The 7,252-nt window shown below is 65.0% G+C and carries 6 protein-coding genes; 2 read left to right on the top strand and 4 right to left on the bottom strand.

The features are described from left to right. The first annotated feature begins 392 nt into the window (after positions 1-392). Positions 393-965, top strand: a complete 573-nt coding sequence (locus E1267_RS41475; protein ID WP_132341442.1) for a Pycsar system effector family protein — start codon at positions 393-395, stop codon at positions 963-965. Positions 966-1,003: 38 nt separating this feature from the next. Here the strand turns inward: E1267_RS41475 and E1267_RS41470 are convergent, their stop codons facing one another. From E1267_RS41470 to E1267_RS41455, 4 genes are read right to left on the bottom strand one after another with little or no spacing between them, the layout of a single operon-like run. Next, on the bottom strand, positions 1,004-1,774 hold the full coding sequence (locus tag E1267_RS41470) for a hypothetical protein (protein ID WP_132341440.1): 771 nt from the start codon (positions 1,772-1,774) through the stop codon (positions 1,004-1,006). A gap of 4 nt (positions 1,775-1,778) precedes the next feature. Further along, positions 1,779-3,866, bottom strand: a complete 2,088-nt coding sequence (locus E1267_RS41465; RefSeq protein WP_132341438.1) for a hypothetical protein — start codon at positions 3,864-3,866, stop codon at positions 1,779-1,781. Next, positions 3,863-4,621 carry a hypothetical protein gene (locus E1267_RS41460; protein ID WP_132341436.1) on the bottom strand — a complete coding sequence of 253 codons (759 nt, stop codon included), beginning with the start codon at positions 4,619-4,621 and terminating at the stop codon, positions 3,863-3,865. The genes E1267_RS41465 and E1267_RS41460 overlap by 4 nt, the downstream gene beginning before the upstream one ends. Positions 4,622-4,678: 57 nt before the next feature. Next, positions 4,679-5,410 (bottom strand): Crp/Fnr family transcriptional regulator, encoded by a 732-nt coding sequence (locus tag E1267_RS41455; protein WP_246064660.1) that lies wholly within the window; start codon positions 5,408-5,410, stop codon positions 4,679-4,681. A gap of 696 nt (positions 5,411-6,106) precedes the next feature. On the opposite strand from E1267_RS41455, the gene E1267_RS41450 reads away from it, so the two are divergent. Beyond that, entirely contained in the window at positions 6,107-7,084 is a 978-nt protein-coding gene (locus tag E1267_RS41450; protein ID WP_132341434.1) for a type I-G CRISPR-associated protein Cas7, read from the top strand. Positions 7,085-7,252 lie beyond the last annotated feature (168 nt).

Raw genomic sequence — 7,252 nt, 5'->3', positions numbered from 1 at the left:
GGTTTGCCGGTCTCCTTGACGATACGCACCGCGCCAGCCCGGAACTCCGGATCAAAGCGCCGCCTCGTGGTTCCTGCCACGACCAAACCTCTCTTGGTTCGGTCTCCACGTTACGAGGGGAAGCGCAGAAGTGTAGTCAGCTTAGGCAGGTCGGATGTCTGGGGCTGGCTCCGGAGAGCATTGCAGGTTTGCTAGTGGGCATGCCCTTGGCCAGGGGCGACGCACGAATGTCACGCGATCAAGGTCATGGATGGCCCACACGTGGCCCACGATCATGCCGAGAGCCTCCTGTTGACGTGGTGTACAGCGGACGCAAAGCGCATCACGGGCTTCAACCCACGGCGGTCGTGGAATGCTCTGCGTTGTGATCGCCCCCGGCCAGGAGGTCCCTCGTGTTCCACAAGATCGTGCGAGCACTCACCCAAACCACTCCAGACCAACGGCAGGCAGCCGAGGACGATGCGTGCGCCTACGGAACACAGTTGCTCACAGAGGCCCGCGAGGAGCTCAACAGGGCGGACACCAAGGCCCAGGTCCTTCTCGGCATCGTTGGCATCGGCCTCGGCGCCGTCACTGGTGGCCTCCTCGCGGGAAGCTGGTCACCTTTCGCGTTATCGAACGCCGTCGAGTGGTTGTGGTGGGTTGGGGCGGCGGCAGCTCTGGCGTCCGCGGTGGTGCTCGCCGGCGCGGTCTATCCGCGGTTGGATCGGCGAAAAATTCACAGTGCCGCCATGTATTACGCCGACATCCTTCACCTCGACTCCCCGGCGACCGTCGCCGGCGCTCTCATGCGGTCCTCGACACTGGACCTGGAGCGGGTCGCTGATCAGCTGTACCGGGTCAGCCACATCGTCGGGCAGAAGTATCGCCTTATCCGCTGGGGGTTCTGGCTGCTCCTCGGTGGAATGGCGGCGACGGTGAGCGCGGCGCTCATCAACATCGTGCTCACCGGATCTTCGCCGTGACCGCGTGGTCGCTGGATGGCGCCGCGCCGGCGAGCACGTCACGCTCGGCCTACCAGCAGCGTGTCGTCCTCCAGCGGCGGAACGGGCAGGCCGAGGAGTTCCAGGGTCCGGCGCAGCACGGTTTCGTTCTTGACCATGAAGTTGAGCATGTCCACCGTCTCGTACCGCTGCATGATCGAGTCGACGGTGCCGAGCAGTTGTTGCGCTCCCTGCTGCCGCTGCTCGACGAGCTCCGCGATGATCTGCGGTAGTTGCTCCGGAGAGACGGCCAATTTGATCGCGTGCTCCACCTGGGCGCTTCCCACCACAGCGGTGAGAAAGTCCTGCCACTCCCGCCGGACCTCGTCGGTGCTCTTGATCCGGAGCAGCGCGGCGTCGGCGTCGGCTCTGATGTCATGCTGTCTTTTGTGGGCATCCCGGTTGAGCTGGCGTATCTCCTCGGGAACGTTGACCTCGGCTCTGATCGCCCACCGGTAGACACCCGTCATCGAGCCTGAGATCGCCTGGAGTCTCTCGTTCGTGGCCTGCTCCGCCGCGCCCGGCGCGGTGATCTCGAATCGCCAGGTGGTCGAACGTACCTCCTGACACGCGCGCTGGAGGACCGCCTCCGCCTCAGGCACTTCATCACTGAACAGAGCTGAGGTCCGTTTCCCGCCCGAGGTCGCGGTACGGAACAGGGTGACGGAGAAGTCGTAAGCGTCGCCCTTAGCGGGCGAGGACAGCACGAACGGCTCGATGTCGATGGGCGGTTCGGCCTCGGGCTGGTTCTGCTGGACGCGGTAGAGCATGGGTGCCAGCCATTTGCGCATGAGATCAGCTCCTGTGAACGAGTTGACGCAGGTGATGGTGAAGTTCGGCGGAGATCTCGCCGTGGTGCCGCCAGAGCCGGAGGTAGAGCAGTGCTCGCTCGGCGTTCCGCGCATCGGTCAGGCTGAAGATCTGGTCCGTGATCTCCCGTACGGTCGGCCGCTCGCCGTAATGGCGCAGCCATTCGTTCAGCAGCAGGTCCCAGGACTCAGGCACCACCAGGCCCCCCTCTTCCTCGTAGCTGAGCGCGTTGCGCCAGAGCATCACCAGGGAGGGATGGGGATCGAGGTCACTGGGATGCGGCCGCTCGGGGCTCGAGACGGGCAGCGCAACCAGTCGTCCGAAGGCGAGGGCGGCGCCGCGACGACCGACCGCTCCTCCGTCACGGACCCAGTCAGCGAGATGGTTCATGATGGTGGGCGCGGTGTTCCTGCGATAGAGGTAGGCGATGGACTGGGCCACGTCGCGGTGGAACTTGACGCCCCTGCTCAGGACCAGGGTCCTGAACGCGGCGAGGGCTTGGTCGGGTGCGGAGAGGCCGACGGACGAGGCGTAGGCGCGGATCGCGATCGCTTTCTTCGCGTCGTTGCCATGGATCATCGAATCGAGATGGAGATGGACGCGGCGGGTCATCGATGGGTTCTCGGCGGCGGCTTCCAGTGCCAGGGCGGCGAGTTGATGGTCCCGGGATCGGCGGGAGCGGCTCCACACCTCCAGGAACCGTTCGTTGACAAGGGAGAAGTCGAAGGTCGCGAGCTTTCCGACCGCGTGCCCGACCTTGATCTTCGTATGCCAGGATCCCTCGCCGCCGAGCCAGATCAGCCAGTCGACCAGCGAGTCGCGGATAGTCGGCTGGTCCTCCCAGATCACGCGCAGCATGACGGCCGCCAGCTCGGGGCGTCTCAGCTTGATGCTTCGCCCGCCGCCGGGCCCGGCGGGTGTGGCCTCGGCATCCACGTACTTCAGCCAGGCCGGCAGGTTCTCCCAAAGCTGGACCGATTTCGGCGAGTGATCACGACGCCACTTCTCGTCGAGCCGTTCGGCCAGGGCCAGGGCCGCGCCGGAGATTTCCGCCTCGGGCAGTCCGTGAAGTACGGCGATACTGGTCATGAAGCACCGGCCCAGAGTCGGCCTGCGCTTTTCGAGGTTCTCGCCCACCTTCGCGCGCATTCGATGGAATCGCCGGTTCAGCATGGTCTCGATGGGGCTGTCGGACTCCATCGTGGCGGCCACCTGCCTGACCAGTTCGACCACCTGCCAGGGCGCGGAGAGGGCGCGGAGCTCCTCGTCCAGAATCTGCTGATCGTCTACGGCAAGCCGTGCGCCCGATGCCTGAACGGACAGATGCTTGGTGAAGATCCGGCGGTTCGGCGGTGGGTCGTGTTCGATCACGGGCGCGATGGAGGACTGGATATGCTCCGGCACCAGGACAATCACCCTGTAGTCCGCGTTGACACCGGCACGCTTGAGACTCGTGGTCACCCTGTCGACGGCATTGGGCGTATCGACTAGGTCCAGCAAATAGCCGTGCCCCGATTCCAGTTTCCAGTCGCGGGGGTTCGGCGTGCTCGCTCCGTACGGCATGATCCAGCTCACCCTGCCACCCCAGTCGAGCAGCGCCGCCAGGGCCGTGGTCGCCTTTCCCGTCTCTGCCGCTCCACCGAGCAGGATCAGGCGCTGGCTGTCGAGCAGCCTGCGTATTTCGGTTTGCGACTGGGTCGGTACCAGCGTTCGCCGTAGGTCCGCGATCTCGGTTTCCGTCAGTTCGTTGATCGTCGCTGTCGGTTGTGGCCGCCCCTGGCCTACGTGGATGTCGCCCTGGGCGAACCAGAGGTTTCCCTTCTTGACGCGGTTGCTCACGCGGCCGCTCAGGTCCCGGGTGCCGGGGCTGGACAGTTCGTCGGCGTACAGGTCGTCCAAGCTCTGCCGGCGTTCCTGCCACTCTTGCCGGGATGTGGCCATTTCATGACGGATTGGTTGGTTGTCGGGTTCCTGAAATGTTTCGTCCTCCTCCTCGGGCGAGGCGTCCTCGACCAGCGGTTCTTCCGGCTGCGGGACTTCAGGGCCCGATTCCTCAGGCGGGGAGTCGCTCATTTCTTCCTCCGCTCAGGGTCATGAGTGAGGTTGATGTTTCCTTGCGCGAAATAGATGTCGCCTTTGTTGACCCGGTTCTTGATCGATCCGCCGCCCGACGGAGGTGTGGACGGGGCGTCGCCGCTGGGCAGCGGGGATTCCGGAGGCTCCATGTCGTGGACATCGAAGTGCGGCACGTACAGGTATGCCGGGTACTCCTGTTTCTTCTCCGCCACCGCAACCTCCAGGAACTCCGACGGCCTAGGCCGCCCTGGGCCCTGTGACACGTAGTCGCGAAACGCCTCCCGCGAAATGATCAGCGCAAGGTCGGCGTCGCGGAAGGTGTCGAGCGCGGCCCGGATCGGTGCCGAATCACGCAACCTCGCAGGCTGTACCGCGTGCTGCCCAGGCCACCCGGCCGCACCGTCCAACTGCAACGGTCCGACGTGGACGGCCAGCCGTATTCTCATCCGGGCCCAGGTGGGATCGGCGCGTCGGCTGTTGTGCGCCGCGATGGCCACATCCAGCTCGGTCAGGAACTGGTCGAGGAGAAGAGGAATCGTGACGAGAGGGCCCGGCTCGGCGGGAAGGACTGCGGTCAGCGAATCACCGCCCACCTGGCGCGACCACGACTCGTGGTCCAGCTGAACGCGATCCGCCGCCGTCTCGATAGCGCTGATCAGGCCGGACTGGAGGGTTCGCTGTTGGGCGTCGGTGCGGCCGCCGTAGTTCTCGATGTCAGCTGTGAGCAGGACGCGGTAATCGTGCATGACCATGGCATCTCCAATAAGCGGGTGGGCTCTACCGTGAGGCACCATCCGGCGGGAGAAGCCTTAGAAATATGGCTTAGCGAGGAACGGGAGGTCGGCAAGCGCAGTCAGTCCTGCCAGGTCCTTCACTACCACGTCGCGGTGCCCTCGCCGGATGACCCCCTCCGCAGCCAGTTCGCGCAGCGCCTTCTGCGTCGTGATCTCCTTGGCGCCCACCAGCATGCCCAATTCGGCTCTGGTGAGCGGTATACCGATGCTCACGCCGTCATCCGTGGTGCGGCCGTGCCGCGATATCAACGCGATCAGCACGCGTGCCAGGCAGATCTTCGTCTCATACCCAGCGAAGTCGAGGCGCCGTTGATTGGCCCAACGCAGCCGCTCGGCAACGACCTGCGTCAGCGCCAGCGCCGCGGCCGGGCGCCGGGCCACGAAAGAGCGGAACACCGGGCCCTTGACCTGTTGGCAGACACCCCGTCCGCAGGTGGTCACGGTCGCCGACCGCGGCGACCCATCCATAGCGGCCATATCACCCACGATGTCACCCGACACCCGAATCGCCAGGGTGGCCTCCACACCGTTCTCAACGCCTCCGGTCACCTTGACCAGCGCGTCTAACAGGATCCAAACCGATGTGCCGCGATCTCCCTGGCTGATCAGTACGTGCCCGGGTGGGAACGAGCGCAAGGTCCCGAGCCCCAGGAGCTCCGAGCGCAGCTCGTCCGTCAAACGGTGCATGAAGGTGCCGGTCGGCCATCGGTTGGGTGCCAAAGTTTCCTCCAGCAGGCGATGTCTCACACATATGCCAGCCGGGTTGTCTCGGCAAGGGAGTAATACGTTCGCGGATCGATGGAGCCTTTGCACGGGAATCCACCTGCGAGCGTCAGCGAGTAGGCGGGGCTCCGGGAAAGGCCCGCCCCTTTTGTGCGGTGTTCGTCCTGGTCGGCGACCAGAACCGCCAGTTAAGATCGCGTTCCCCCTGCAGGATTCGGACCTACGCACCAGACTCCGGAGAGGGTCGTCAATTCCTGGGGCGAGGCTCCCCGCCTTGGCTGTTATCTCCGGCAGGGCTGAGAAGCGCCGCGACAGCCCCGACGACCTGACCCTCCGTTGACGAGTCCATATGATCTAGCGAACTGCTGCGGCGCCCGCCGAGCTGTGGAGTGGGCGAGCGAGCTGGATCCTTGGCCGTCCGAGCAGAATGCGCGATGACGTGTGGTAGGGCATCGGCTTCGGACCATCGTCTGCCTGCCGCCACGAACTGCGAGAGCTTACGCGCTTCACTACAACATGTGAAATCCCTCGAATACTTCTCGTCCCGCTTTCCCTAGATGTAGCGTCAATCCCTGTTTCCCCTTCATCGAGGCTTGTCCTCGCGTTTTCCGTCCGCGAACTGACAGCGCAGCCCGCCTTCCTGGGCCCTTCATCGCTCGGCACTCCTGGTCATAGCAGCCAGGAGTGACATTTCCGCGTTCATCGACAAAGGGAGCCACCATGTCGGCGATCACGCTCGACACCCTGCTGACCGCCACCGCACCTGGGGGCGGTAGCTGCCTCACCTCCATCACGGAACTGGCCCCCGCTGGAGGGCCGCACAGCGCCGTAGCCCCGGCCAAGTTCGCGGCTCCGCGGGGGAAGGAGAGTGTCTACGCCTACGAACGGCGGTATCTCGAAGGCGAACTTCGCACCGCAGTGATCGTCGACTCGAAGCAGAGCCAGCTCAACCGGGCGGAAGCGGGGCTGGCGCTGGCTATCGACGACGAGAATCCGGCGCTGTCGCGTATGCCGCGCATCGTCGTCACGTACGAAATCGACGGGCAGGCGCAGCGGTTTTCCGATCTCACCCTGCCGCACCGAGCGTACGACGGCCACATTCGGGCGGCGACGAGGGACGGGGTTCCGGTGACGGATCTGCCGGAGTACCGCGCGATCAGGGATGCGACACCACTGAACGCGCGGGCGTTGCTAGAGGCCAGCCCGATCACCCTGATCTATGGCGGATGGGACGCAAGCCGTAGAGCTCGGCAGGGCAGGTGGCGCAGCGCGATGGTTGGCGAAATCATCGGGTTCTGTGCGGACGGGAAGCCGTCGTTGCGAGGCGGTGCGCGCGTGGACGGCGTCGGCATGCAGATGCTGCTTTCGGGCAAGGATCTGCGGGAGGTCGTGGAGCGCCAATCTGGCGAGCTGAGCGTGAGGACAGCCGACAAGCTCCGTAAAGAGGCGGACAAGGCCACCAAGGACAAGACTCAGATCTCCGCTTCCGCAGTCGGTCTGGGTGGAATCCCGCCCGCGCTCGACCAACTGGCCGGCGTGGCATGCGATCGCATTATCCGCAGTCACGTCCTATCCTTCGCCACGCTGCGGCAGATGCGGTTCGGCGCGGGCCCCGACGGTGACCAGGCATGCCGGGCGTTGCTGGCGGCGCTGGCTCTTAACGGGCTAGCCCCGTTTTCCGCACGTCGGGTTGATTGAAGATCGTCGGGTTTGCTGTGGTGATCGTCGTCGCGGTATGACCTGGCAGATGAGGCAGCGTGCGCAGTGGGGCCAGGCCAGTGTCGAGAAGATGCTCGGAGCATTACCGGTGGTGGCCGCGTTCTGCTCGCGGCTGCGGATCCGGGAGCTGGTGGATGCGGCTTGTCC

The organism is Nonomuraea longispora, from assembly GCF_004348345.1.
Lineage (GTDB): Bacteria > Actinomycetota > Actinomycetes > Streptosporangiales > Streptosporangiaceae > Nonomuraea > Nonomuraea longispora.
Note: the sequence above shows the minus strand (reverse complement) of the source record. Positions and strands in the feature narration are given on the sequence as shown.